Here is a 23,435-nt window from a genome sequence, read left to right as displayed (position 1 = left end):
GTGAAACAAGCCGCTAGTGGTGGGGGTTAGTTGAGGCAGGTGCGGAGGGCGGTGATTAGGTGGGCGGCTCGGGGGTCGCCGTGGCCGAGCATTCGGTTGGCGGTGTAGGCGAAGGCGATGCCGTACTCGTCGTCGCCGAAGGCGAACTGGCCGCCGGCGCCGTCGTTGCCGAAGCTGCGTGGGCCGAGCGTCGGCCGGAAAGGTGAGTCCAGCAGAAACCCGGACCCCCAGCGAGCGCCAGCATCAAACCCCAGGAACCCAGCCCCGGAAGACACCTCGCGCACCGCATCGCCGATCGTGTCCGATGTCAGCAACCGCGGCGAGCCGTCGATCCCGGTGATGGCGGCGGCGTACACCCCGGCCAGACCGCTCGCAGACGCGACCGCGCCCGCCCCAGGCAGTTCCATCGCGAGCAGATCAGGGTCGTTCCAACCGTGCGGTACGTCGAGGCCCGGGAACTCGAGCGCCCCGTTCATCGTCACGATACGCATCAGCAGGTGCTCAGGATCCAACCCCGGCGGCCGCCCCTCCGCCTCCTCCAACCGCGCGAGCGTCGGCAACTCCGCGGCTGGCAGTCCGATCCACGCCCGCAGTCCGAGCGGATCGCCGATGACAGTACGGAAGTACGCCCCGGGCAGTTGCCCCGTAATCCGCCGTACCACTTCACCGAGTACGAACCCGAACACGTGCCCGTGATACTCGTACGCCGTCCCCGGCTCCCACAGAGGTTTCTGCTCTTCAACAGCAGCGATCACCGGCGTCCACGCCGCGATCTCGTCGAACGTCAACGTCTTGTCCAGCACCGGGATCCCGGCCCGGTGCCCGAGCACCATCCGGCACGTGATCGTGTCCTTGCCCGCAGCAACGAACTCCGGCCAGTACGCACCGATCGGCGCATCCAGATCGAGCCGCCCTTCCTGCGCCAGCAGGTGTACGACGACACTCACCAACCCTTTGGCACACGAGAACACCGGTACGACGGTCTCCCGGTCCCACGGACGCCCAGGCGCCGCATCCCCGTCCCAGAGCGAGACCACCTGCCGCCCACCGGCGTACACGCTGACCGCTGCTCCCAACTCCGGGAACAACGAGAAGTTCTCCGCAAAGGCATCCGCAACCGCCCCGAACCCCTCGTCCACCCAACCCTGATTCATGAGCAAGACGATAGATCCGAGGCGGTCACGCAGACGATCGAATTACGGAAGGACCCACTTCTGGTTCAGGCCGTTGTTGCAGGTGTAGAGGATGAGTTTGGTGCCGTTGGCGGAGGAGGCGCCGGCGGCGTCGAGGCAGAGGGGTACGGCGGCGTTGACGAGGGACCCGTTCGGTTGGGGGATCCAGCGTTGCCCGGGGGAGTTGTCGCAGGTCCACAGCACCGCGGGTGTCTTGAGCGCGGTGCCGCGCGCGGACAGGCACTTGCCCATCGTGCGCACCGTGCCGTCCTCCATCGACGGTGTCCACTGCTGGTTCACCGCGCCCTTGCAGGTGTAGAGCGTCGTCGGCGTACCGTCCACAGTCGAGGCCTGGTAGACGTCGATGCACTGGCCCGCGATCCCGACGGCCGGCCCGGTGTCCTGGTACACCCCGAACTCCCAGAACGAGTAGTAGCTCCCGGCAACGGCCCGCTGCGTCGCGACCATCCGGACGTACCGCGCGTAGTTCGGTGTGAACGTGACGAGGTCCGTCCCGCCGTTCCCGCTCACCGTCGACGACACGGTCTTCCACGTACGCCCGCTCCCCGACACCTGGAGCTGGTACGACTTCGCGTACGCCGTCGACAACCAGTTCATCATCACCCGGTTGACCACCTGGACCGACCCGAGATCGACCTGGAACCACTGCGGATCCGTGCGCGCACTCGACCACGCTGTGCTCATCGAACCGTCAACCGCCTTCGACGCCTCGCGCCCGGCAATGTAGGTGCTGGAGGCAACGGCGGGCCGACCGCGGGCAAGGTTCCGCTTCGTGGCGAAGGCGGCCGTGTACGTCGTCGCCGTCGCAGGCGCAACCAGGTTGTGGTCACGCGCACCACCGTCCGACCACAACCCGAACCGGTAGAGCTGGTTCGCCACATTCGGCACAGGATCCGCCGCCACCGAAACGCTCGACCCGACGATCGTCGTGACCTTGAGCGGACTCGCCCCGCTCTTGTCGAGAACCGTCACCGGCAACCCGGTCGGCGTGGTCGCGAACGTCGTACCGACCGTCTTCGGATCGAGCCGCACGCTCTTCGAGTCCGTCAGCCCTTGAGCATCCCGCGCCGTCAGCTTCAGCTCGAGGTACGACGGATATTCGTGATCCGGCGCTGTGAACGAGCCGCTCGCCCCGGTCACTGTCGTGATCGTATGCGTGTGGCAATCACTCGGGCAGTGATGCATGATCAGCGACCATGTCAACGCGGACCCCGGCAACGTCCCCTGCTCGGGGTCCGTCGCCGAACCCGAGAAGTTGATGGTGTCCCCAACTTTCCACGTCGTCGCCGGACCGGGGGACGTGATCGTCGCGGTCGGCGCAGTGTTCGCAACGTTGATCTGCGTGGTCGTCGTACTGCTCGCCGTCCCGTCGGACACCCGCAATCGCGCGGTGACGGTGCCCGTGGTCGTGTACGTGTGCTGCGCCACCGAGGCCGTCGAGTCGTCGTACGCCCCGTCGCCGTCGAGGTCCCACGCGTACGTGAGCGGATCGCCGTCGGCGTCGTCGGATGCGGTCCCGTCGAACGTCACCGTCAACGGCGTCGGCCCACTCGACGGGTCGGCCTGGATCACGGCGGTCGGCGGATTGTTCGTGCCGTTGAAGACGTAGCGGAGGATCCGGCCGTTGTCGTAGTCGACCGTGAAGAGGTCGCCACCGGGACCTGTTTGCAGGCGAGTGGCGCCGTACCCGGAGGCGAAAAGCTGGATGTTCGCCGGGTCCGGCAGGCCGTTGCTCCCCTTCATCATCGCCCACACGCATTTGCGGCTGTAGTCCGTGAAGAACAGCGAGCCGTCGTACGTCGACGGGTAGTTGCCGCCCTTGTAGAACGTGAGCCCGGAGATGGACGAACTGCCGGTGGAGCACGTCCCGGCGACCTGATCGCTGTGCTTGTAGGCGTAGTACGGCGATGTGACCGCGGACGTGCCTGCTGCGTAGAGGTTCTCGCAGATGTTGACGTTCGCGCCGTCGTACCCGGGATGGCGGGCCGAACCTTCGTAGCACGGCCAGCCGAAGTTGGTGACACCCGCGGTCGGTACGACGACGCGGTCGATCTCTTCCCAGTTCGCGTACCCGACGTCACCGATCCACAGCTCGCTCGTCCCCGGCCGGAACGTGAACCGCATCGGGTTGCGCAGACCTTCCGCGACGATCCGGCGCGCGTTCAGGTCGGGGCTGCTGATCAACGGGTTGTTCGGCGCGGCCTGTCCGGTGTCGGGGTTGATGCGGATGATCGACCCGTCCAGAGTGGTCGGATCGCCTGCGGTCCGTAGATCCTGCGCACGCAGCGCGCCACCTTCGGCAGTCGGCGGAGTGAGCGTCGCACCGACCGGAGCCGTCCCGTCGCCGCATGGGTTGTCGGGTGTCAGATCGGAGGCGGGGAGGCTGTCCTGCCCGTAGTCGATGTAGTTGAAGCTGCCGCCGTCACCGCCGCCGGCGTACAGGAACCCGTCCGGGCCGAACTCGATCGAGCCGATCGAGTGGCTCGGGAACACCTGGCACCAGTCCTCGACGAGCACCTGCTCGGCGCCGTTCGCGTTGAGCACGGAGAGTCGCGCACTGGCCTGGCATCCGTCACCGGTCGGACCGGGCGGCGACGGACACGGGTCGGCGTCGGTGTCCGGCGTACCCCACTTCGGCGTCGGCCCACCGATCAGTCCGTCGTGCGTGTACAGCACGTAGATCCGTGGATCTGCAGGGAAATCGGGATGCAGCGCCAGCCCGAGAAGGCCGCGGTCCCAGTAGTTGTAGACCTCCGTCCGCAAGTCGGCGTAAACGCTGGGCGTCGGATCGTCGAGCGAGTCGAACACCTTGATCAGGCCGCTCTTCTCGGCGACGAACACCCGGCCGTCCGGCGAGAACGCGACGTTCGTCGGACTGCTCAGTCCGGTGAACGCCACCTGCTCACTGAAACCGGTGGGTGTGACAGCAGCGCGTGCCGGCGTGATCACGACAAGCGGCAGCAGCAGTACGACGGACAACGTGGACAGCGCACAGCGCATCCACCGGGCAGAAATCCTCACAAAGCCCCCAGGTCAGAAGCCCGGTACCCGTCCCCTCACAACCCCCTGCGGGCACTCGGACCGCGCCAGGATGACCTCCACCACAGCACCGGCGCAACCCCCGGCCCGCATTCGTTTCAAACACTCCACCGGCCGGTCACTCCGCCGGTCGGATCGTGCACACTGGGCAAGGCCCTGTCCGGTAATCCAGCGAGGACCCAGATGATCCGCAGCGTTCGGGAGTTGCCGGCCGGGCCGGGTGTCTATCGCTTCCGTGACGACGCCGGGAAGGTTCTGTATATCGGCCGGGCTCGCAATCTGCGGCGGCGCGTGCAGTCGTACTGGGTGAATCTCGGCGACCGGCCGCATCTGCAGCGGATGGTACGGCGGATCGCCCGGGTGGAAGGTGTTTGGTGCGATTCCGAACACGAAGCGGCCTGGCTCGAACGCAATCTGCTCGAACATTCCAAGCCGCGCTGGAACCGTACCGAGGGCGGCGCGGAGGTGGTCGGCTACATCCGGCTCGCGGACGGATCCAAGCCCGGTTTGCGTTTCGAACACACGATCAGCGGTGGCGGGCCACACTTCGGGCCGTATCTCGGTGGGTTACGGATCCGGCGGGCGATCTCGGGTCTGCATCGGGTGCTGCCGCTGCAATACACCGTGGCGGGCGACGGTTCGGCGGAGGAGTTCGGTCGGCTGTTCGGGATCGGACCGGCGGATCGGGACGCGTTGGCGCGGACGGCGATCGCCGTACTTTTGAAGGAACCGGCCTCGGTCGAGACGTTGCGGAGCGAGCTGGTACGACGACGTGACCGGGCGGCGGGTGAGTTGCGGTACGAGTTCGCGGCGAAGGTGCAGGGGGAGATCGAAGCGCTCGAGTGGATCTGTGCTGAGCAGAAGGTTGCGTGGATGGAGCCGCGGGACGCGGACGTGTACGGGTGGGCGGACGGCGTACTCGTGCGGTTCGAGCTGAGGAGCGGGCGGATGTGCACGTGGACGCAGCGCGCGGTGGGCGAGGCGACGGCGCGGGAGCGAGTGGCAGCGACGCCTGCGTTGTGGCAGCCGTTTGCCCGGCGCAACGCCGAACTCGCCGCACGGCTGCTCAAGGTGACTTCCTGATTACCTAGCATGGTGTCCCATGACGCAGCCGCCTGGTCCTTATCCACCCGGACCACCGCCGTACGCGCAGGTTCCTCCCAAGCGTTCGAAAGGTCCGCTGCTCATCGTCGGCGGGCTCATCCTGTTCCTCGTCGTACTGATCGTCACCGGCCTCGTCCTGTTCGTGAACCGCGGCGACGGCAAACCGGTTGCGCACGAGTCCACCCCGCCGGCCCGCACCAAACCGTCCGATCCCAAGGCGGTCGAGTTCCGCCGCGTGCTCACCTCGAAGCCCGGTCACTGCGCGACTCCCTCGCTGGCCGGTACGGCGTGTGACGACAAGGGCAACGTCTACACGCTGGGCAAGGTCGAGCTCGACGGCAGCAACGTGTCCGAGGTGAAGTCCGGGTTCGACCCGGCCAGGGGCACCTCGTGGTACGTGAACCTCAACCTCGACCCGGAGGGCACCAAGCTCTTCGGCCAGCTGACTGCCAGCATCGCCAAGCAGGAGCCGCCGGCGAATCTGCTGGCGATCGTCGTCCACGGCGAGGTGGCTGCGGCACCAGCCGTGCAGTCCGCGATCACCGGCGGCGAGGTCCAGATCTCCGGCGGCTACACACGCGAGACCGCGGAGGCACTCGCCAAGAAGATCACAGGCTAGCCTCGGCGGTTGGTGACCTCGAAGGCGACCACTGCCGCGGCGACGGCGACGTTCAGCGACTCGACGCCGGAGTGCAGGGGGATCTGCAGGTCGGAGTCGGTGGCGACCGTGATCCCGTTGGTCTCACCGCCGAGCACGTAGACCGCGCGCGGGGCGAGCTCGGTCTTGAACAGCGAGTCCTGCGAACGCGCCGACAACCCGTACACGTGGTACCCGGCGTTCCGCAGTACATCGACCGCCGCCTTCGCCGTCGACGTGTTCACGATCGGTGCCTGGAACGCGACGCCGGCCGACGCCTTGATGACGAGCGGCCCGACGTGCGGCGTACCGGCCCGGGGGAGGATCACGCCGTCGAACCCGGCGCCGGTCGCGGTCCGCAGAATCATTCCGACGTTTCCGGGATTGGTCACGCCGTCGAGCAGGAAAACGTTGGTCGGCCGTTTTCCGCGGGCCCGCACGAACTCCTCCAGCGGCGTCATCCGGGGCGCGTCCACGTCCGCGACCACGCCCTGGTCGTGCTTGCCGTTTCCGGCCAGCCACTTCACCCGGCTGGCGGTCGCCCGCTCGACCGGCGTTCCGTACCGTTCTGCGGCCCGCAGGATCTCCTGCATCGAGTTGCCGGTCGCGTTGTCGGCGAGCACGACCTTCGCCACCGACAGGCTCGGATCGTGCAGCGCCTCCAGCACGGGTTTGCGCCCGTAGACGGTGATCCACTTGTCGCGGGGCGATTTCTTCGAATCCACCCGCCTACCGTAGCGCCGGGTTCGTTGCCTTACCGTCCAGCCAGAGCATGTTGCTCGGGTCCGAGTGCGTGCCCGTGGTGCCGACGTGCTTGTCGCTGATCTGCGCGCCGTTCTTGATCACGTGCACCAGCGCCATCCCGTGGCCGCGGCCGAGCTCGTAGTCCGCCTTCAGCCAGTCCAGGATCGTGCCGGACTTCACGTCCGCGGCGCCGTACCCCCGCTGATGAGCCTCGTCGACCAGCTCCCGCGGGGTCTTTCCGGTCTTTTCCTCGATCTTGTCCAAGTACGCCTGGAACGACATCGTTTCCTCCTGGGTGGTCGTCGTACACCCCTGCGTCGGGCGACCACCGCGGAAATCGACACCGACCGTCAGGAAACTTTCCGCAACACCGCGAGCACAGTTTCCGCCGAGCGGTCGATGTCGGCCGGTCCGGTGGTCCAGTTGGAGACCGAGATGCGCATCGCGGCCCGGCCCTGCCAGGTGGTGCCCGACATCCAGCAGGTGCCCTCGTCCTGAACCTCAGTGACCACGCGCCGGGTGACAGTGTCGTCGTCCCCGAACCGGACCAGGACCTGGTTGAGGACCACGTCGTTCAGCACCTGCACGTCGTTGGCCGCCAGAATGTCGGCGAACCGCAGCGCCATCGCGTGGCAGCGGTCGACGATCTCGGCGATGCCGGTGTGGCCGAGTGCGCGAATCGCGGCGTACACGGGGATGCCGCGGGCTCGTCGCGAGAACTCCGGGTTGAAGTCGAGCGAGTCGCGTTCGCCGTTCTCGTCCTGGATCAGGTAGGCGGCGCGGATCGACATCGCGGCGCGATGGGCCTCGGGATGAGCGCACAGGACGAGGCCGGAGTCGTACGGCACGTTGAGCCACTTGTGCGCGTCGGTCGCCCACGAGTCGGCCAGCTCGATCCCGTCGACGAGCGCGCTCAGCTGTGAGCTGACCGTTGCCCAGAGACCGAAGGCACCGTCGACGTGCACCCAGGCCTGGTGCGCGTGCGCGACGTCGCAGATCTCCCGAACCGGGTCGGACGCTCCGGTGTTCACGTTTCCGACCTGTGCACAGACAATCTGTGGACCGTCGTCGTTCAGCGCCTCGGTGAGCGCGTCGGGGCGCATCCGGCCTTGGCCGTCGACGGCGATCGGCACGATGCAGCTCGTCCCCAGCCCCAGGAACCGCAGCGCCCGGTCGATCGTGTCGTGCCGCTCCGCCCCGGCAAGCACGCGGATCGGGGGCGCGCCGATCAGGCCGTCCCGTTCGACGTCCCACCCGGCTCGCCGCAGTACCTCGTGCCGCGCGGCGGCCAACCCGGTGAAGTTCGCCATCTGCGCGCCGGTCACGAAACCCACCGACGTACCGCGTGGGAGCCCGAAGAGGTCGACCAGCCAGCCCGCGGTGATGTCCTCGACCACAGCGGCCGCCGGCGAAGCGGCGTACAGGCCGGCATTCTGGTCCCACGTCGTCGTGAGCCAGTCCGCCGCGAGCGACGCCGGCGTGGCGCCGCCGAACACGAACCCGAAGAACCGGCCGCTCCCGCTAGGCAGGAGCCCGTCCTCGACCCCCTCCGCGAGCCGCGCGATCACTTCCCGCGGATCCGTCGGCCCACTCGGCAGCGGTCCACCGAGCGTCTCGTGAAGCTCTTTGGCGCTCGCCCGCGGCCCCACCCGCCGTTCCGGAAGCCCGTCCAGGTACGCCGTCGCCCGCTCGTACGCCTCCGTGAGCGGCCCCTCCCAATCAACCATGCCTCATTTCTACGCCTAGGCCGTAAAGTGCGCCCATGCAAATCCGGAGCCGGTGGTCGGCGATCGTCGGCTATTCCCTGGTCGGCGCGGCGACCCAGCTGGTCTGGCTGAACTTCGCGGGCGTCACCACCGTCGCCGCCTCCCGGTACGGCGTGTCCGAGAGCGCGATCGGCTGGCTCGCCCAGGTCTTCCCGCTGCTGTACGTCGTACTCGCGATCCCTTGCGGCCTCGCGCTGGACCGCTGGTTCCGGGGCGGGCTGCTCGCGGGCGCCGTACTGACTGCCCTGGGTGCCGTGGTGCGTTTGATCGGCGACGACTTCGGCTGGCTGCTCGCGGGTCAGATCCTCGCGTCGATCGCGCAGCCGCTGGTCCTGAACGCCATCACCGGCATCACCGGCCGGTACCTGGAGGAGAAGGACCGCCCCACCGGCATCGCCATCGGCACCGCCAGCATCTTCGCCGGAATGGTGATCGCCTTCCTGCTCTCCGCCGTCTTCACGACGTCCTCGTCCATCCCCGCCATGCTCACCGTCAGCGCCATCTTCTGCGTCCTGGCGGCAATCGTCCTCGCCATCGCCATCCGCGGCCCCGTCGAATCCCACACTTCTTCCGCTCCACGCTCCGACCGTGGTGCGTTGGCGGCCGCCTGGGGCGACCCCTTGATCCGCCGCCTGTGTGTCCTCGCGATCTTCCCGTTCGGCGTTTTCGTTGCCATGAGCACCTTCGCCCAAGCGCTCCTCGAACCGGCCGGCGTCAGCGGCGGCACCGCAAGCACGATCCTCCTGCTGCAGGTCATCGCCGGCGTCGTCGGCAGCGCCACCATCCCGATCCTCGTGGTACGCCGCCGCGCCGAATCTCGCCTCCTCGTCGTCAGCCTGACCGTCACGGCAGCCGCCTGCGTACTACTCGCGCTCGCTCCGGGCGCGGTCACCGGCTTCGTCGCGATCACCGTGATCGGCCTGCTCCTCCTCCCGGCGCTGCCGATCGTGCTCGAGCTCGTCGAGCGCCGTACCGGAGAAGCCGAAGGCACCGCGGCCGGCCTGATCTGGATGGCCGGCAACCTCGGCGGCCTGGTCGTCGCGGTCGTCGTCGGCCTGCTCGTCGATCACCCGTTGGCGGCGTTCCTCGTGATGGCCGTGATCGCGCTCATCGCCGTACCGGGGGCTCGCGCTCTTCGTCGCCCGATTGCCGAACTCCGAGCGCAGTCGCAACCGTAGCGATCAACCCACCGGCGCCGGCGACGACAAACGTCGTACGGGCGTCTGTGTGCTGCAGGAGCAGCCCGCCGCACACGTACGAGATCCCGGCCGCGAGACCGATCGCGCCGTACAGATTGCCGAAGACGCGGCTACGCAGGTGCGGCGGTACGACGCGTTGCAGGTGCGTGTTGACGCCGACGTCGACGCCCGCGATCCCGAGCCCGCGGATCACCTGCAGCGCGAGCGCAGCCCAGATCGCCCACGCGAGACCGGTGACCAGATTGCCGACGCTGCTCACGGCGAACCCGAGGAGGATGAGAACCGGCATCTTCAGGCGGCCCGCGTACCGCGCTAGGATCGCGAAGCCGACGATCAGCCCGATGCCAACCCCGGCGTACAACGTCGCCGACGCCGAATCGCTCCCGTGCAACTCGTCCTTCGCGAGGAACACCATCGCGACGTCGTCCACCCCGTTGAACACGACCGTCGCGAAGAACCCGATCCCGATGACGCGGATCTGGGCCGTTCTGAGGATGTATCCCAGCCCGTCACGTGCGTCTTTGAACACACTGTTTTGATTCAGTTCGGACGGTGAGATCTTCGGCAGCCTGGTGAGCAGGCCCGTGGAGATGAAGAACGTCGCGGCGTCGATCAGCAGGATCCCACGTACGTCGGTGACCAGGAACAACCCCGCCGCGATGATCGGGCCGACCGCCTCCAGCCCGTTCGTCCCCGCCCCGAGCGCCGAGTTGGCCGCCTCGAGTTGGTCGTCCCGCACCAACGCCGGCATCGCACTCCGCGAAGCCGCCTGAAACACCTGCGCCGTGACACTCCTGACCGCCACCATGACCAAGAGCAGTGTGAGTGGCGGAAGGATGAGGGCCATGGCGACGGTCAGGACGCCCTGGACCAGGTCGCACGCCACCATCACCCGCTTGAGATCGAACCGATCGCCCACCACCCCCGCGAACGCCCCGAACAACCCCGGCACAAAGTCCCCCGCCAACAGGAGCAGGGCCACCGCGAACGCGGCCCCGGTCGACGCCTGCACATAAAGCAGCAACGCCACCAATCCCAGCGAGTCCCCCAAGAAGGACACCGCCCGAGCCCCCCAAAGGCTCCGAAACGCCCCCGACCCCCGCAGCACCCCCCACACAATCCTCTAGTATGTATCCGCACACCGGCCGGTGTGGCGCAACTGGCAGCGCACCGCTCTTGTAAAGCGGGGGTTAGGGGTTCGAGTCCCCTCACCGGCTCTCCGACCTGGTCATATAACCCGGAAGTGATCAACTTCCGGGCCCCAACTCACCCTTTACTCACACTTTTGCCTCGGCGGACGGTTGAGATCTGCCGCTACATCTCGGGCCTGGTCACGGGCGGAGCTGTGGTCGAACAAGACAGTGACCAGCGCTGTGAGCACCGCAGCCGGGGTCATGTGTACCAGCACCAGCCCCCACGGGAGGCCGGTGAAGTACTGAGTGAAACCGATTGCGCCCTGGGCGAGTTCGGTCACCAGCACCGCGGTGGACAACCGTCGGACGGGTGGGGTGGTCTGCGTCGTCCGGGCAACGACTACCAGCGCCACCGTCGCGCCGAACAACACGCAGACCGCGGCGGTGTGCAGTTGACTGATCGCCGTTTCGTCGAAGCCGTTGCGTCCTGAATCGGGGTCGCCGGCGTGCGGGCCAGCGCCAGTGGCCACAGCGCCCAGTGCAAGCACCAGCCAGGTCGTGATCAGGCATGTTGCAGCCAGTGCCCTCACCGCCTGTGGCATGTTCGGATCAGCTGAGGCGCCGGCGCGGCGCGCCAGTGTCACGGTCCGCCGATTGCAGCCTGCAAAGGCACACCGAGCGCGACGAACGTGGCCAACCGGCGCAGGTCTGTCCGCGGCGGCCGATGGAGCATCACGACCAGCCACGTCACGACCGCGACCGCGGCCACCGCGATGGTCACCATCCGGTTCCCGAATTCGATCGCTGCGTGGATTCCCATCGCGCTGTGCGGGACGTACGACGCGTCGGTGCATTGCGGCCAGGTTGGGCAGCCGAGTCCCGAACCTGTCAGACGCACCAGACCGCCTGTGGTCAAGATGCCGATGTTGGCTGCTACCGATGCCCAACCCCAGAACCGTATTGCTGTGAGATCCGCATTGGCCCGAGGGCTGAGGTCACGGAGGCGGTGTCGCCTCAAGTGCGAATCAGTCCGCCACGAGGAGGCAGATTCCGAGCGCTGCCAAGGTGAGCACCTTGGCTGCCTCGAGACCGACGTAGTACAGGTGCATGCTCGACCGAGGCGGGTGCTGACCGGTGAGGACGCGGTCGGTGCGCCGGTTGAGTTGGGGCCGGATGGCGATGAGTTGTCCGGCCAGGATGACCAGGATCGCCGCTGTGAGAGCCGCTACGGAACCGGTCGGCCGTCCCACGGCGATCGTCGCCAGCGCAACCAGCGCCAATGCGATCTCGATACGGTTGAGCGTCCTGAAGACGATGCGGCCGATGCCGAGCCCGATGGGGATGTCAACGCCTGGGGCGCGGAACTTGAGTGGCGTCTCCAGGAAGGAGATGGCGAGCACCATGCCGAGCCAGATGAAGACGGCGGCAGTGGCTACGGCGGCTGGTGCGGCGTTCACTATTGCTCCTTCTGGATCCGTCGTTGCATCCGGGCTCGGGGGATCGTGGCGGATTCCCGGCGTGGTTGCCGATGGCCCCTATGCGGCCGGCCAACGCGTGATTCGCGCGACGAAGTCGGGCGGTGAGGCGACGATCATCATGACGGCGGGTTCGGTTCCTGGGTTGGTCAGGCTGACGCGTTCCCCTGTGGCGATGTGTGCGACGGTGCCGGGGCCGAGTCTGTGCTGTTGGTCGCCTTGCTGAAGCTCGATCGAGCCCGAGACGTGGACCAGGACGATTTCCGAGGGTCCGTGGTCGTGTTCGGGCAGGCCGCCGCCGGGCGGGATCCATACCTGGACCATCGCGATGTTGTCGGAAGTCTCGGCCGCGACGAGTACTTCCATCGTCGGACCTCCGGGGATTGGCGCGCGGCGCCGGGGCGTGGTGCCGATCCTGGTGAGGTACATCATGTGCTCCTGTTGCGACGATTGTGCGCCTGGGCGCCGGTGCTGCGGGCGGGGGAGAGGTGGACGATGCAGGCATCGGGCTCGGCGAACGGCTCGAGGCTTGTCGCGGTGATCGGTGCGCGGATCTCGGTGAGGGCACCTCGCATCAGGCCGAGATGCAGCGGGCACAAGGTGGACGAGTACTCCTCCGCGAGTTCCAGGAACGGGCAGTGCCGCAGCCTGATGCGAGCGGCTGCGTCGCCGTCGGGTTCCGGGGCGAAACCGAGGTCGGTCATCATCGCGCTCAGCCGCTGGGTGGCCTCGGCGACGCCGATCTGATGGGACGGGGGGATGTGCTCGACCAGGTAGCCGCCCCAGTTGCGGCCCGCGGCCTCGGCCGCGGCGCCGGCATCGGGATTGGTGGACAGCTGACCGAGCAGGATCTTGGCCAGTAGGTGGTACTGACGCCGGCCGCCTCGGTCCATCCCGGGATGTGGTGTGTACGCAGTCCGCGGCCGTCCTCGCCCTGCCGGTTTCTGGAGTTGGCGGTCGACCACTCCTTGCGTCACGAGGGCGTCGAGGTGGAAGCGGACCGTGTTCGGGTGGATGCCGAGTTGGTCGGCGAGTTCGGTGACCCCCTGCGGTGCGTCGGCGGCGCGCAGGGCTTCGAGCAGTGCTTGTCGGCGGGGCTGATCGCCGGCCGTCTGGTCAGTCCTGGTCATGGTGGTCAGCTTGCCTGCTCCTGCGGCGGTAGTGCCGCGATGAGGGGATGGTCGTGGGGCATAGCGCCCACCTTGAAGGCCCCGCCTGGAGAACCGAGCTCGTCGAAGAATCCCGCGTTTGCGGCCTGGTAGTCCTTCCACTGCTCGGGCAGATCGTCCTCGTAGAAGATCGCCTCGACCGGGCAGACGGGTTCACAGGCGCCGCAGTCGATGCACTCCTCGGGATGGATGTACAGGGAGCGCCCGCCCTCGTAGATGCAGTCGACCGGGCACTCCTCGACGCATGCGCGATCCTTCAGATCGACACACGGCAACGCAATCACGTAGGTCACAACCGACTCCCTCATCAGCGCTTGTAATTACTACAAATATCACATGTAATAATCATTGAAAACAGCGATGTAAGGAGAGTGCACGATGCCGGCTGCGGAGATCTTCATCCAGGCGACCGAGACCGACCCGGACGTCATCGCTCGCGGTGCCGTCCACGAGGCCCACGAGCGACTAATGTCCGGACTGGCGGAGCTGACCACGGCGCAACCAGTTACCCAGGGCGCCGGGCCATGGTCTGCGGAGTTGGTGGACTTCTGCCTCCATGAAGTGCGCCGATATCTGGTCACCGCGGATCGGGATCTCTATGCGCCCGCGTCCGAGGATGATGAGACACGGCTTCTGGTCGAGGCTCTCCGAGTGGGAGCCGCAGCGCTCAATGCTCAGATCGACGAAATCGCGGCTGCGGGCCCGGTTGATGTGGCGAGGCTCGGCATGATGATCACGGCGGCCTTGGATGCCCAGCTTCAGATCGAGGAGTCGGTGTTGCTCCCCGCGCTGGCCGGCTTGCCTGGCGTGGATCCGTCGTTGCTGGCCGCCGACCTGCGGGCTTACCTCGCGGGGGAACAGGTCGAACGACCGACGGTCATCGACGTACGGCGGATCGCTCGTGGCGGCCGTCATCCACGCGTGTTCGCCCGGTACGCCCGGCTGGCTCCGGGAGAGGCGTTCATCCTGGTCAATAGCCACGACCCCAAGCCGTTACGCCGGGAGTTCGAAGCCATTCACGCCGGCGCCTTCAGCTGGGACTACCTGCAGGCCGGGCCCGACGAATGGCGCGTACGGATCGGCCGGGTCGCCCAGTGATGCCTGAGGAGTCGCCGGCTGTTCCAGCTGCCCTACTGCCTGAGCAGCCGACGGTGCGGGTCCTGCTCGACGTGCACGAACTCGTCGATGACTCGCCCGTACCGTCGGGTGCCCGGTGGACCCTCACCGAGCCAGGGCGCCAGCTCGACGCGAACCTCATCCATCTGCCTGCCAGGCAGCGCGTGGACACCCATAGCGAGCCGGATCTCGACGTGCTACTCGTCGTCGTCGCGGGTGACGGCAGAGTCGGTACACCCGACGAAGAACAGACTCTTGCTGACGGCAACGTTGTCTGGTTGCCCCGCGGTTCGACCCGCAACATCACCGCCGGTACCACCGGCCTGTCCTACCTGACCATTCATCGTCGCCGTCCTGGCCTGCAAATCAGGAACCGCCCCGGTCAGTAGCATGGCCGGAGCTGTCCGACACGCGAGTGAGGTGTGCCACCAGCGGAGCGCGGTCTATTGGTCCGGCTGGCAAAGGGAATCAGCGGGGTTCGCTCAGCAGCCGTGCCAGGACCGTTGCCTGGCTGTGGTCCACGTCCCTGGTTGCGGTCACCAAGGTCAGGGCATCGCGTTTCGCCAGCGTGCGCAGGTGGTCCAGCGCGGTCCGTCCGGCCTCTGTTGCCAGCTCGTCGCGGTAGCGTGCCTCGAACTGCGCGAACTTCTCCGGTACATGGCCGTACCACTTGCGGAGCTCCGTCGACGGTGCGACCTCCTTGGCCCATTCGTCGATGGCGGCGGCGTCCTTGCGGATCCCTCGCGGCCACACCCGATCGACCAAGACCCTGATGCCGTCGTCGGCTGCGGGGTGATCGTAGATCCTGCGGACCCGGACAGTGTGGCGTGTCATGCTGCACCGTCGGCAGTGTCGCTCCAGTCGGGCACTGCAAGGGCGGTACCCAAGCGTTGAAGCTCATCGCGGTGCAGTGCACTCAGCCGTGCCAACGCCCGCTCGCCGTGCCGCGTCAACTCCACCCGGACAACTCTGGCGTCCGTCGGATCTGACGCCCTGGTCACGAGATCTTGCGCCTGCGCACGGTTCACGAGTTCCACGACGCTGTGGTGACGCAACTGGAGACGGTCGGCCAACTCGGTCAAGGTCGCCCACTCACGGCTGGGAAACCCCTTCAACGCCAGCATCAACTGGTACTGCTGCGGCGTCAGGCCATGACCGCGGACGGCCTGCTCGCTGAAGCGCAGGTACCGGCGGATGCCGAAGCGGAAACGAGCCAACGCCTCGAAATCCGCCTTCGTCAACGGCTCTGCCGCCTGCTCGTCGTGCATCGTGTCGGGCTGCATGTGATCACGTCCTCAGTGGTTTCACCGGGAGACCCGGCCACAAAAACCAACTATATCGTGTTACGATACAACTGCGCGGTCGCTCTCTAGGCGCCTGATGCGCGAGGAGGTGCGCCTTGGTTCGTGAAACCGGGGGAGTGCGCGGCCCATACCAGCGATCGCCGTTGTGCTCTTCTTCTCGCCTGGCCGGCCGCCGCTCTACGGACGACTGTCGGCGCCTTCGGTTCATCCGTAGCCGACGAGCCTGAGAGGCGACGTCGTGGACTGGTTCGGGTGGGCGATATTCGGGTTGGTGGCCACCTCCGCGCTGACTGCCGTGATGATCACCGCGCAGCTGGCCGGCCTCACCCGGCTGGACCTTCCGCTCGTACTCGGCACCCTGGTAACAGAGGACCCCGACCGTGCCCGGGCCGCAGGGTTCCTCATCCACCTCGTTGTCGGCCAGGTGTTCGCGCTTGGCTACGCGACCGTGTTCGCCCTGCTGCATCGAGCCACCTGGTGGCTGGGCGGGCTGCTCGGCCTTCTGCATGTCGCAGTTGCGCTGATGGTGCTGCTTCCAGTGCTCCCCGGTTTGCATCCCCGGATGGCGTCACACCGCGCCGGACCCGCGAGCCGGGCCGTGCTCGAGCCACCGGGTCTGCTCGCCCTCAACTATGGCGTGCAGACTCCAGCCGTAACCATCGCCGCCCACCTTGTCTACGGTGCCGTGCTCGGCCTGCTGCTCCAGGCCCGTTGAGATGAAGCCGATCGCCGACTATGGGCTGCTGGGTGACACCCGCACCGCGGCACTCGTCTCCAGCGACGGCTCCCTCGACTGGCTGTGCGCGCCGCGCTTCGACGGCGCCCCGGTCTTCGGAGCACTTGTTGGCGGTTCTGACGCAGGCAGATTCCGGTTGGGACCAGCCGCCATCTCCACTGTTGTCGAGCGCAAGTACCGCCTCCACACCGCGACCCTGGAGACCACCTGGATCACCCCCCGCGGCAAGCTGACACTGACCGAGGCGATGGTGGCCGAGGTAGCCGGACGCCTGTTGCCTGCGACGGTCCTCGTGCGGCGATTGTCCGCAGAGGGCGGCGCCGTTGAGGCTCTGGTCGAGTTCGACCCGCGCCGCGGTGAGGAGCACACACAGCCGCGCAACCGACGCCGCGGTCAGGATCTCGTGTGCGAGTGGGGCGCGCTGGCGATGTCGCTGAGCTGCGATGCCGGGCCGGCCATCGAGCCCGGCATGCCGACGCCCTTCACGGTTACCCCTGATCGGCCAGTCACGTTCGTCCTCACAATCGCGCATCGGGAACCGCTGATCCAGGTTCAGGCTGCCACCGCCTGGGCGCTGCTCACCGAGGACGAGAGCCGGTGGCGTGCCTGGACGGCTCGGGTCGACCAGGGGTTGCCCTTTCGTGAGGAAGTGCTTCGCAGCCTGCTGACGCTGCGCCTGTTGACGTACTCGCCGTCCGGTGCGTCGGTGGCCGCGCCGACTACCTCACTTCCCGAGCAGCTCGGCGGGGTGCGGAACTGGGACTACCGCTTTGCCTGGCCCCGTGACGCAAGCATCGGGATCGCGGCGTTCCTCGGTGTCGGCATGGTCGAGGAAGCCCGAGGGTTCCTGTGGTGGTTGCTGCACGCCAGTCGCGTGCAACGTCCCCGGCTACCGGTCCTGCTCACCTTGGACGGTCGACAAGCACCCCCAGAACGTGGCCTGCGAAACTGGCCGGGCTACGGCGGCAGTGTCCCGGTCCGGGTGGGCAATGGTGCGGCCCAGCAACATCAACTTGACGGCTACGGATGGGTGCTCGACGCCGCCTGGACTCTCGTGCAGGCGGGTCATCCGTTGTACTCCGAAACGTGGCGCGCGATGCGAGGTTTCGCCGACCTTGTGACGCGACGGTGGAGTGAGCCGGACGCAGGCATCTGGGAGGTCCGCGGGGACCAGGTCCATCACGTGCATTCCAAGCTGATGGCCTGGCTGGCGCTCGACCGAGCCCTGCGGATCGCCGAGACGCACCGGCTCTCCGAACGTCGGCGACAACGCTGGCAGGCCGCCCGCGAGGCGATCCGCATCGAGGTCAAGAAGCTGGGTTTCGACACCGGCATCGGTAGCTACACCAGAAGCTACGGCTCACAGGAGCTCGACGCCGCTCTCCTCATCCTGCCCCGGATCGGACTCGAGGAGCGCGGATCACTGCGCGTCCGCGGGACACTGGACGCCATCCGCAGCCAACTGAGTGCCGAGGGTCCCTTGCTGTATCGATACCCACCGGGGCGTGACGGGCTGCCGGGCACCGAGGGCGCGTTCCTGCCCTGTTCCTTCTGGCTGGTTGAAGCGCTGGCGCTTGACGACCGCCGCCGCGAGGCCCTCGACCTGTTCACCGAACTGCTGGACCGAGCCAGCCCGCTCGGCCTGTACGCCGAGGAACTGGACCCCACGACCGGCGAACATCTCGGCAACTACCCCCAGGCCCTGACCCACGCCGCCCTCATCCAGGCCGCTCTCGCCCTCCGGGACCTCCCGCCCGTCTCGTGACGTACCTGCCCGGCAGCAAGATCCGGTGCCTCGCATCCGCCCACCTGCCGTGAGCAGGGCGCCCCGGTCGTCGAACCCGCATCCCAAGGCGTTGCGCCGCACCACAAACGTTCGGTTGAGAACGACCTTCGGGCCAGCTGCACCATTGCCGGTTCCCGGCAATCAACGAGATGCGACCTTCGCCGAAGGTGCCAATACCCGGCGAAGCGCCGCAACGGCAGTCTCAGAGGTACCCGATCACGCATCCGGGAGTGTGCCATGCAATCCCTTGTTGCTACCCGAAGTGAACTGCTGGACCGCCGGCGGCGGGCGGTCTTCGTCGCTCAAGGCCGCGATCTGCTCAAAGACAAACGAACCGCGCTGGTGCGGGAGTTCCGGCACCACCAGACCGAACTGCTGGACGGATTGGAACGGCTGCGGACCCTCGCCGTTCAAGCCCGGCAACGCCTTGACGAGGCCACCGCCGTGTGCGGCCCCGAGGCACTCGCATCGGGCGCGCTGACCGCCGCCACAGGGATCGGCGCGGAGCTGCGGTCTCGGACCGTGGCAGGGGTCCACGTCTTCGATCTGAGCCATGACCCCGTCCGCCGCAACACAGCCACCCGCGGCTGGGCACCCGCCCTAGCCTCGGCCCACCTCGACACCGTCGCGCTGGCCTACGAGGAGCAACTCGAGTGGCTCCTGGACCTGTGCGCGGTCGAGCTCAGCGTACGACGGCTGGCCACGGAGATCGCCCGGACCACCACGCAGGTCAATGCCTTGGACAACATCGTGCTCCCTCAGTTGCACGACGAGGCGCGCCGGATCGCGCTCACGCTGGACGAGCGCGAACGCGAGGAGCACGCCCGGCTCAGACGCGCCCGGGCCCGCCGGGCCTCCCGCGATGCGACCAGCGACGGGCGTGACCGCAGTCGGAGCGCAGCATGAGCCGCGCGCACGACGACAGCGATACGGTCGCACAGGCGACACCGCACGAGTTGGTACGCGAGCTCGAGACCTCGATCGCCGCCCGACTGGCGGCGGCGAACCAAGCCGGCGATGAGGTGGCACTAGCTCAAGTGCAGGCGGATCACCTCATCGCCGAGGCCGAAGCGCAGGCGGCGGAGGTGGCGCGGCAACGGACAACCGCGATCCTGTCCGCCGCCCGCGCCGAGGCCGCCCGGTTGACCCAGGCCGGCAACCGCCACGCCGCCGATCTGACTGCGATCGCCGCCCGGCGCCGCGACCACGACATCGCAACTGTCGTCGCCGCGGTGCTGCCGCAACAGACACGGTCATCACAGGACGAGGTAAGCCGACCATGATGGTCCCACTCACCCAACTCGAGGTCGCCGGACTCAGACCGCGCCTGGACGACGCCCTGACAGCCCTGCAGGAACTGCGGCTGGCCGAAGTCGTGACCGTCGTCGATCCCGGCGAGACCCCGCCCGACCTGGCGGACCTCATCGCCCGCACCGACGCCATGATGCCGCTCGCCGGCCAGCCCGCGACCGGCACCGTGCTGAGCGACACCGCCCTGCGGACCACCCTCGACCACCTCGAACCCCAGGTAGCAAAGCTGCTGGCCGAAGACGAGGAACTACGCGGCGAGGCCGAGGCACTGCCCCGGTCCATCGACGCCCTCGACGCGCTACAGCCGCTCGTGCCCGAACTGGGCCGGCTCAACGATCGGCAACTGGCGAACCTGGGCCTGGCCAGCATCGCGCTGGTCCTCGACGACCCGGACCTGCGAATCGTCCCCGAGCTGAACCGGCAACTCGCCGAACTGCTCGGCCGCGGGCACCTGATGGTCACCTCGACGGCGACGCCCGGCGGACCGGTCGGCTGCCTGCTCGTTCTTCGCCGCGCCGACCTGCCCGACGTCAATGCCCTGCTCGGCACCGAACGCATCGTCGAGGTCGGGGTCCCCGCGGCCTACGCCGGCAAGTCGCTGCGTGCGACCGTCGAGGCGATGCGCGAACGGCTCGCCAAGCTGCCCGGCGAACGCAACCGCGTCCAGGCCGAACTGGCCGCGACGGTCATCCCCGTCGCGGGGTCGCTGCACGCCACCATCGCCGTGCTGCAGGCCCGAGCCGAACGAGCTGTCGCTGCCGCACAGGCGGACCTGTCCTCGCGTACGTTCATCCTGAGGCTCTGGGTCCCGACCAAGCAGACCGAACAGGTCGAGCGCGCACTGGCCGACCGCCTCGGCCCGGCCGTCGCCGTCGAGCGCCTCGACACCAGCGAATCGGTCGAGGACAAGCCGGTCCTGCTGCGCAACCGGCCCGGCTGGCAGCCGTTCCAGCAGTTGGTTGGGCTGTTGTCCTGGCCGGCGCGCGGCGACCTGGACCCCACGGGTCTGACGGCACTGGTGCTGCCGATCTTCTTCGGCGTGATGGTCGGCGACGTCGTCTACGGCGGCCTCCTGCTGGCTGGCGCGTGGTGGTTCAGATCGCACTGGCCCAAGAACAGCACAGTCGGCCAGGTCGGCCGGGTGATGGCTTTGGGCGGAGCCTGGACGATTCTCTTCGGCTTCCTGTACGGCGAAGCGCTCGGCAGCCTGGGCCACAGCATCGGCATGCCGGCGCTGTGGTTCTACCGGGGTGGCCCGACAGCGCTCCAACCATTGCTGCTGTTCGCCCTGGCCATCGGCATGGTCCATGTCGTCTTGGGATTGCTGCTGGGCGTATGGACGGCGGCCCGCGGAAACCACCGCCGACAGATTGCCTCGAAGGCGGGAACCCTGCTGGTGCTGGCCGGGCTTTTCGGCCTGGCCGGTGTCGTCGCCGCGGGATTCCCCGCGGGGGTGCTGACCCCTGCGGTCGCCGCTCTCGTTGTCGGTGTCGTGGTGGCCTGTGTGTCCCAGGGCGCGCTCGGGCTGCTGCTGGGCCCGCTCGATCTGCTCGGTGCCCTCGGCAACGTCTTGTCCTACCTGCGGCTGGCGGCGGTCGGCCTCGCCTCGACCTACCTGGCTGAGGTCGCCAACCAGCTCGGCGCCCGGGGACCGCTGCTGCTCGGACTCCTGGTGGCCACCTTGTTTCACGCGCTGAATCTCGCCCTCGCGGCGTTCAGCCCGACGATCCAGGCGCTTCGCCTTCACTATGTGGAGTTCTTCGGACAGTTCTACGAGGGCGGTGGCCGACTCTTCGCGCCGCTCGGCGGTGCTGTTGCCACCGGCTCCGAGCCGGACAGCGCCACTGGCCTCCCATCCCACGTCCGCGCCACACCCGAGCCGGTCCCGGCCGGGTCACCGGTCTGAAAGGACAAACATCATGGAACTCGGACTGATCGCCCTAGCAGCCGGCCTCGCCGTCGGACTGTCCGCACTGGCCACCGGCTACGCCCAGGCCCGCATCGGAGCCGCAGCCATGGGCGCTGTGGCGGAGAAACCTGAACTGACCGGCCGCGCGATCCTGCTCGTCGCCATCCCGGAAACGCTGGTCATCCTCGGGTTCGCGGTCTCGGCGATGATCATCTTGCTGCTCGGCGGCAAATGATGGCGCTGCGCGATCTGCTCACCGCACTGGAGGAAGAAGGAGCAGCAGAGCACGAGAAGGCCCAACAGAACCGACGCCGGCAGGCAGCCCAGATTGTCGCCGATGCCCGCGAACGCGGAGCCAGGCTCCAGACGGACGCCGTGACGGCAGCCGAGGCCGCAGCCCGGCAGGAGGCACAGAGCCTTTTGACCGCAGCGCGCTCGGGTGCGCGCCGGGCGGTCCGGACCGCCCGGGACGACGCGCTGGAGGAGGTCCTCGACAAGGTCCGGGCGCAGTTGCTCACACTCCCGGGAAGCCAGGTCGGCGTGAAGGCCGCGGTCGCCTGCGTGGACGAAATACTCGCCGCGCTGCCTCACGCCACCACGCTCCGCGTCCACCCGGCCGACGCCGCGACGCTACGCCCAGACCCGTCGGTGAGGCTGGTCGCCGACCTCGGCACCGGCGGCGCCATCGCCGAGGACGACCGGGGCCGCTACATCGACAACACCTTTCCCACCAGGCTTGCGAACCTGTGGCCGGAGGTCCGCGTCGGGCTGAGCCGCTCCTGGGAGCAAGACTCATGACAGCCCGAGCCGACTTCATCGCCGGCAACACCCGGCTGCGGGCACGGCTACCCGGCCTGCTCGCCCGGTTCGACTACGACCAGCTCGCCGGCCTGTCCCGCGACGCAGCCGCCGAACGGCTGGCCACGTCGATCTACCGCCCCTACCTGAGCCGCGACCAGGCAGGTAACCCGCTCCTCGACGCTGTCGCGCGCCGGCTGCGCGACCAACTGCGCGGAGTCCGGGGACTGTACGGCGGTATTGCCGGCACTGCGGTCGGGGTGCTGCTGGCCCGGCACGACCTGCACGACACCCTTGCGCTGCTGCGGGGGGCGTGCACCGGGCAGCCCGCCGCTGACCGGCTTGCCGCGGTGATGGGTGTCGGTGCGCTCGACCAGCGCTCCGCCGCCGACATCGCCGCAGCACCCGACGGCACCACGGCAGTCATCCGGCTGGCGGCACACCGGCTGCCTGACCCGCTGACCGCCCGGGCTCTTCCGCCGGCCTGGGAACGCTACGAACTGACCGGCGACCCCGATGAGCTTGAGACCACCATCGCGGCAGCCGCGATCGACGGATGGACCGACCGGCTGGAATGGGTCGGCCGGGCGGCTCGCCCGATCCTGGAGCTGATCCAGGCCGAATGCGATCGGGCCAACCTGCTCGCCGTACTGGGCGATCCGGCACTCCAGACACCACGTGTCCTGCCCGCAGGCCTGATCCCCGTGCCTGCGCTGCTGGCCGCCCGGCGCGGGGATCCGCAACCCGCAGCGGCCACTCGCCCTGGCTGGCGAGAACCCCTTGAACGACACCTCCACGACGGGGACCTCATCGCGCTCGAGTGGGACCTGGATGTGGACCTGTGGCGCCAAGCCGTGCGCGGCCTGCGACGCGGCGACCCCCTCGGAGCCGACGTGCCCGTGGGCTACGTGCTGGCCGTCGAATGCGAGGCGCGCACCATCCGGCTCCTTCTCGCCGGCACGGCTCACGCTCATGACGTCCGAGACCTGCTCGTCTGATGAACACGACGGCGCCGC

General features: G+C 68.0%; 27 protein-coding genes and 1 tRNA gene. 14 read left to right on the top strand and 14 right to left on the bottom strand.

Translation table 11 applies throughout. The annotated features are described in order from the left end of the window. Positions 1-26 precede the first annotated feature (26 nt). Positions 27-1,154: a serine hydrolase domain-containing protein gene (locus EV649_RS11775; RefSeq protein ID WP_130383233.1), complete on the bottom strand. Its 1,128-nt coding sequence runs from the start codon at positions 1,152-1,154 to the stop codon at positions 27-29. 42 nt (positions 1,155-1,196) lie between these two features. After that, positions 1,197-4,214: a PQQ-dependent sugar dehydrogenase gene (locus tag EV649_RS11770; protein ID WP_130383232.1), complete on the bottom strand. Its 3,018-nt coding sequence runs from the start codon at positions 4,212-4,214 to the stop codon at positions 1,197-1,199. A gap of 201 nt (positions 4,215-4,415) precedes the next feature. On the opposite strand from EV649_RS11770, the gene EV649_RS11765 reads away from it, so the two are divergent. After that, positions 4,416-5,315 carry a GIY-YIG nuclease family protein gene (locus tag EV649_RS11765; RefSeq protein WP_130383231.1) on the top strand — a complete coding sequence of 300 codons (900 nt, stop codon included), beginning with the start codon at positions 4,416-4,418 and terminating at the stop codon, positions 5,313-5,315. A 19-nt stretch (positions 5,316-5,334) separates the two neighbouring features. Further along, positions 5,335-5,955, top strand: a complete 621-nt coding sequence (locus EV649_RS11760) for a hypothetical protein (protein WP_130383230.1) — start codon at positions 5,335-5,337, stop codon at positions 5,953-5,955. Here the strand turns inward: EV649_RS11760 and EV649_RS11755 are convergent. The 3 genes from EV649_RS11755 to EV649_RS11745 all read right to left on the bottom strand — a co-directional run bounded on the left by EV649_RS11755 (position 5,952) and on the right by EV649_RS11745 (position 8,444). After that, positions 5,952-6,698, bottom strand: coding sequence for an RNA methyltransferase (locus EV649_RS11755; protein WP_130383229.1), 747 nt, complete (start codon positions 6,696-6,698; stop codon positions 5,952-5,954). The genes EV649_RS11760 and EV649_RS11755 overlap by 4 nt on opposite strands. A gap of 4 nt (positions 6,699-6,702) precedes the next feature. Next, positions 6,703-6,999: a DUF4287 domain-containing protein gene (locus tag EV649_RS11750; protein ID WP_130383228.1), complete on the bottom strand. Its 297-nt coding sequence runs from the start codon at positions 6,997-6,999 to the stop codon at positions 6,703-6,705. Between the two features lie 68 nt (positions 7,000-7,067). Next, on the bottom strand, positions 7,068-8,444 hold the full coding sequence (locus EV649_RS11745) for an aminotransferase class V-fold PLP-dependent enzyme (protein WP_130383227.1): 1,377 nt from the start codon (positions 8,442-8,444) through the stop codon (positions 7,068-7,070). Positions 8,445-8,479: 35 nt separating this feature from the next. Between EV649_RS11745 and EV649_RS11740 the strand changes: the two genes are divergently transcribed. Further along, positions 8,480-9,661 carry an MFS transporter gene (locus EV649_RS11740; protein ID WP_130383226.1) on the top strand — a complete coding sequence of 394 codons (1,182 nt, stop codon included), beginning with the start codon at positions 8,480-8,482 and terminating at the stop codon, positions 9,659-9,661. On the opposite strand, the gene EV649_RS11735 is transcribed toward EV649_RS11740, so the two are convergent. Beyond that, the gene (locus EV649_RS11735) at positions 9,591-10,790 is read right to left on the bottom strand and encodes an MFS transporter (RefSeq protein ID WP_347233125.1); all 1,200 of its coding nucleotides are present in this window, start codon (positions 10,788-10,790) and stop codon (positions 9,591-9,593) included. The genes EV649_RS11740 and EV649_RS11735 overlap by 71 nt on opposite strands. Before the next feature lie 36 nt (positions 10,791-10,826). Between EV649_RS11735 and EV649_RS11730 the strand changes: the two genes are divergently transcribed. Then, a tRNA-Thr gene (locus tag EV649_RS11730) sits at positions 10,827-10,899 on the top strand. 56 nt (positions 10,900-10,955) lie between these two features. Here the strand turns inward: EV649_RS11730 and EV649_RS41590 are convergent. From EV649_RS41590 to fdxA, 6 genes are all read right to left on the bottom strand, one after another. Continuing rightward, positions 10,956-11,459 (bottom strand): hypothetical protein, encoded by a 504-nt coding sequence (locus EV649_RS41590; RefSeq protein WP_241997989.1) that lies wholly within the window; start codon positions 11,457-11,459, stop codon positions 10,956-10,958. Beyond that, positions 11,456-11,713, bottom strand: coding sequence for a COX15/CtaA family protein (locus EV649_RS41585; RefSeq protein WP_241997987.1), 258 nt, complete (start codon positions 11,711-11,713; stop codon positions 11,456-11,458). The genes EV649_RS41590 and EV649_RS41585 overlap by 4 nt, the downstream gene beginning before the upstream one ends. A 127-nt stretch (positions 11,714-11,840) precedes the next feature. Further along, positions 11,841-12,272, bottom strand: coding sequence for a hypothetical protein (locus EV649_RS11720; RefSeq protein ID WP_130383225.1), 432 nt, complete (start codon positions 12,270-12,272; stop codon positions 11,841-11,843). A 78-nt stretch (positions 12,273-12,350) separates the two neighbouring features. Next, the gene (locus EV649_RS11715) at positions 12,351-12,656 is read right to left on the bottom strand and encodes a cupin domain-containing protein (protein ID WP_198682407.1); all 306 of its coding nucleotides are present in this window, start codon (positions 12,654-12,656) and stop codon (positions 12,351-12,353) included. Between the two features lie 62 nt (positions 12,657-12,718). After that, positions 12,719-13,420: a helix-turn-helix domain-containing protein gene (locus tag EV649_RS11710; protein WP_130383223.1), complete on the bottom strand. Its 702-nt coding sequence runs from the start codon at positions 13,418-13,420 to the stop codon at positions 12,719-12,721. A gap of 5 nt (positions 13,421-13,425) precedes the next feature. Beyond that, complete coding sequence (gene fdxA / locus EV649_RS11705) at positions 13,426-13,752, bottom strand: ferredoxin (RefSeq protein WP_130383222.1); 327 nt, start codon at positions 13,750-13,752, stop codon at positions 13,426-13,428. Between the two features lie 85 nt (positions 13,753-13,837). Here fdxA and EV649_RS41580 point away from each other — a divergent pair, with 85 nt between their 5' ends. Both EV649_RS41580 and EV649_RS11695 read left to right on the top strand, forming a co-directional pair. Continuing rightward, positions 13,838-14,557: a DUF2249 domain-containing protein gene (locus EV649_RS41580; RefSeq protein ID WP_130383221.1), complete on the top strand. Its 720-nt coding sequence runs from the start codon at positions 13,838-13,840 to the stop codon at positions 14,555-14,557. Between the two features lie 53 nt (positions 14,558-14,610). Beyond that, positions 14,611-14,964 carry a hypothetical protein gene (locus EV649_RS11695; protein ID WP_198682406.1) on the top strand — a complete coding sequence of 118 codons (354 nt, stop codon included), beginning with the start codon at positions 14,611-14,613 and terminating at the stop codon, positions 14,962-14,964. A gap of 79 nt (positions 14,965-15,043) precedes the next feature. Here EV649_RS11695 and EV649_RS11690 read toward each other — a convergent pair whose 3' ends face one another. After that, positions 15,044-15,409, bottom strand: a complete 366-nt coding sequence (locus EV649_RS11690) for a DUF488 family protein (RefSeq protein ID WP_130383219.1) — start codon at positions 15,407-15,409, stop codon at positions 15,044-15,046. Beyond that, the gene (locus EV649_RS11685) at positions 15,406-15,858 is read right to left on the bottom strand and encodes a MarR family winged helix-turn-helix transcriptional regulator (protein WP_198682405.1); all 453 of its coding nucleotides are present in this window, start codon (positions 15,856-15,858) and stop codon (positions 15,406-15,408) included. Before EV649_RS11685 ends, EV649_RS11690 begins: the two co-directional genes overlap by 4 nt. Before the next feature lie 259 nt (positions 15,859-16,117). On the opposite strand from EV649_RS11685, the gene EV649_RS11680 reads away from it, so the two are divergent. From EV649_RS11680 to EV649_RS11645, 8 genes are all read left to right on the top strand, one after another. Continuing rightward, positions 16,118-16,594, top strand: a complete 477-nt coding sequence (locus EV649_RS11680; RefSeq protein WP_130383218.1) for a hypothetical protein — start codon at positions 16,118-16,120, stop codon at positions 16,592-16,594. A gap of 1 nt (position 16,595) precedes the next feature. Next, on the top strand, positions 16,596-18,380 hold the full coding sequence (locus tag EV649_RS11675; RefSeq protein WP_130383217.1) for a glycoside hydrolase family 15 protein: 1,785 nt from the start codon (positions 16,596-16,598) through the stop codon (positions 18,378-18,380). Positions 18,381-18,638: 258 nt separating this feature from the next. Beyond that, a complete protein-coding gene (locus EV649_RS11670) occupies positions 18,639-19,307 on the top strand; it encodes a V-type ATP synthase subunit D (RefSeq protein ID WP_130383216.1) in 669 nt (222 codons plus the stop codon). Then, positions 19,304-19,684, top strand: a complete 381-nt coding sequence (locus EV649_RS11665; protein WP_130383215.1) for a hypothetical protein — start codon at positions 19,304-19,306, stop codon at positions 19,682-19,684. The genes EV649_RS11670 and EV649_RS11665 overlap by 4 nt, the downstream gene beginning before the upstream one ends. Further along, entirely contained in the window at positions 19,681-21,618 is a 1,938-nt protein-coding gene (locus EV649_RS11660; protein WP_130383214.1) for a V-type ATPase 116kDa subunit family protein, read from the top strand. The genes EV649_RS11665 and EV649_RS11660 overlap by 4 nt, the downstream gene beginning before the upstream one ends. A 13-nt stretch (positions 21,619-21,631) precedes the next feature. Then, positions 21,632-21,856, top strand: a complete 225-nt coding sequence (locus EV649_RS11655) for an ATPase (RefSeq protein WP_130383213.1) — start codon at positions 21,632-21,634, stop codon at positions 21,854-21,856. Beyond that, entirely contained in the window at positions 21,856-22,419 is a 564-nt protein-coding gene (locus EV649_RS11650) for a V-type ATP synthase subunit E (protein WP_130383212.1), read from the top strand. Before EV649_RS11655 ends, EV649_RS11650 begins: the two co-directional genes overlap by 1 nt. Next, positions 22,416-23,417, top strand: a complete 1,002-nt coding sequence (locus EV649_RS11645; RefSeq protein ID WP_130383211.1) for a V-type ATPase subunit — start codon at positions 22,416-22,418, stop codon at positions 23,415-23,417. The genes EV649_RS11650 and EV649_RS11645 overlap by 4 nt, the downstream gene beginning before the upstream one ends. The last annotated feature ends 18 nt before the right edge of the window (positions 23,418-23,435 follow it).

It is taken from the genome of Kribbella sp. VKM Ac-2569, assembly GCF_004216905.1.
GTDB lineage: Bacteria > Actinomycetota > Actinomycetes > Propionibacteriales > Kribbellaceae > Kribbella.
This window is presented reverse-complemented; position numbering and strand designations above follow the sequence as displayed.

Coding starts and splice junctions, on each gene's coding strand:
- EV649_RS11650 (WP_130383212.1), top strand. CDS start 21,856: ATGGCGCTGCGCGATCTGCTCACCGCACTGGAGGAAGAAGGAGCAGCA.
- EV649_RS11745 (WP_130383227.1), bottom strand. CDS start 8,444: ATGGTTGATTGGGAGGGGCCGCTCACGGAGGCGTACGAGCGGGCGACG.
- EV649_RS11660 (WP_130383214.1), top strand. CDS start 19,681: ATGATGGTCCCACTCACCCAACTCGAGGTCGCCGGACTCAGACCGCGC.
- EV649_RS11645 (WP_130383211.1), top strand. CDS start 22,416: ATGACAGCCCGAGCCGACTTCATCGCCGGCAACACCCGGCTGCGGGCA.
- EV649_RS11685 (WP_198682405.1), bottom strand. CDS start 15,858: ATGCAGCCCGACACGATGCACGACGAGCAGGCGGCAGAGCCGTTGACG.
- EV649_RS11740 (WP_130383226.1), top strand. CDS start 8,480: ATGCAAATCCGGAGCCGGTGGTCGGCGATCGTCGGCTATTCCCTGGTC.
- EV649_RS11690 (WP_130383219.1), bottom strand. CDS start 15,409: ATGACACGCCACACTGTCCGGGTCCGCAGGATCTACGATCACCCCGCA.
- EV649_RS11765 (WP_130383231.1), top strand. CDS start 4,416: ATGATCCGCAGCGTTCGGGAGTTGCCGGCCGGGCCGGGTGTCTATCGC.
- EV649_RS11710 (WP_130383223.1), bottom strand. CDS start 13,420: ATGACCAGGACTGACCAGACGGCCGGCGATCAGCCCCGCCGACAAGCA.
- EV649_RS11775 (WP_130383233.1), bottom strand. CDS start 1,154: ATGAATCAGGGTTGGGTGGACGAGGGGTTCGGGGCGGTTGCGGATGCC.
- EV649_RS11655 (WP_130383213.1), top strand. CDS start 21,632: ATGGAACTCGGACTGATCGCCCTAGCAGCCGGCCTCGCCGTCGGACTG.
- EV649_RS11665 (WP_130383215.1), top strand. CDS start 19,304: ATGAGCCGCGCGCACGACGACAGCGATACGGTCGCACAGGCGACACCG.
- EV649_RS41580 (WP_130383221.1), top strand. CDS start 13,838: ATGCCGGCTGCGGAGATCTTCATCCAGGCGACCGAGACCGACCCGGAC.
- EV649_RS11670 (WP_130383216.1), top strand. CDS start 18,639: ATGCAATCCCTTGTTGCTACCCGAAGTGAACTGCTGGACCGCCGGCGG.
- EV649_RS11750 (WP_130383228.1), bottom strand. CDS start 6,999: ATGTCGTTCCAGGCGTACTTGGACAAGATCGAGGAAAAGACCGGAAAG.
- EV649_RS11715 (WP_198682407.1), bottom strand. CDS start 12,656: ATGGAAGTACTCGTCGCGGCCGAGACTTCCGACAACATCGCGATGGTC.
- EV649_RS11760 (WP_130383230.1), top strand. CDS start 5,335: ATGACGCAGCCGCCTGGTCCTTATCCACCCGGACCACCGCCGTACGCG.
- EV649_RS11675 (WP_130383217.1), top strand. CDS start 16,596: ATGAAGCCGATCGCCGACTATGGGCTGCTGGGTGACACCCGCACCGCG.